Source organism: Methylobacterium sp. J-070 (assembly GCF_022829385.1).
GTDB lineage: Bacteria > Pseudomonadota > Alphaproteobacteria > Rhizobiales > Beijerinckiaceae > Methylobacterium.
In genome coordinates, this window is record NZ_JAKSXX010000137.1 from 1 (window position 1) to 686 (window position 686).

1 protein-coding gene is annotated in these 686 nt (G+C 69.1%); it reads left to right on the forward strand.

All coding sequences use genetic code 11. The annotated features are described in order from the left end of the window. A partial coding sequence (locus MKL01_RS13430) for a methyl-accepting chemotaxis protein (protein ID WP_243905720.1) occupies nt 1-686 on the forward strand: 686 nt, incomplete at both ends.

Consider the following 686-nt stretch of genomic DNA (forward strand, 5'->3'; position numbering starts at 1 on the left):
GTGCAGGTGTTCAAGGACAACCTGATCCGCACCCAAGCGCTGGAAGCCGAGACCGCGCAGGCGCGGCTGGCGGCCGAAGAGCAGCGCAAGACCGGCATGCGCCAGATGGCCGATGGCTTCGAGCAGGCGGTCGGCGGGATCATCGGCTTGGTCTCGGCCGCTGCCACTGAGCTGCAGGCCACGGCCGGATCGATGTCGGCGATGGCGGGTGAGACCTCCGCTCAATCCGGGGCTGTAGCTGCAGCCGCCGAGGAAGCCGCTAGCAATGTCAACACCGTGGCAGCGGCCGCCGAGGAGCTGGGCTCGTCCGTGCAGGAGATCAGCCGTCAGGTGGACGGTTCAGCGGAGTTGGCACGCGTCGCCGTGCTCGAAGCCGACCAGACCGGTGCTCTGGTGCAGGAACTGAGCGCAGCTGTGTCGCGCATCGGTGACGTGGTCGGGCTGATCTCGACCATCGCCGGCCAGACCAACCTGCTGGCGCTGAACGCCACCATCGAGGCCGCCCGGGCCGGGGAGGCGGGACGCGGCTTCGCGGTGGTGGCGTCCGAGGTGAAGGCGCTCGCTGAGCAGACCGCCAAGGCGACCGGGGAGATCGCTAGCCAGATCGGTCAGATCCAGACCTCGACGAGCCAGGCGGTCGCATCGATCGCGGGCATCACCGGGCGGATCCGCGAGATCAGCGGCGT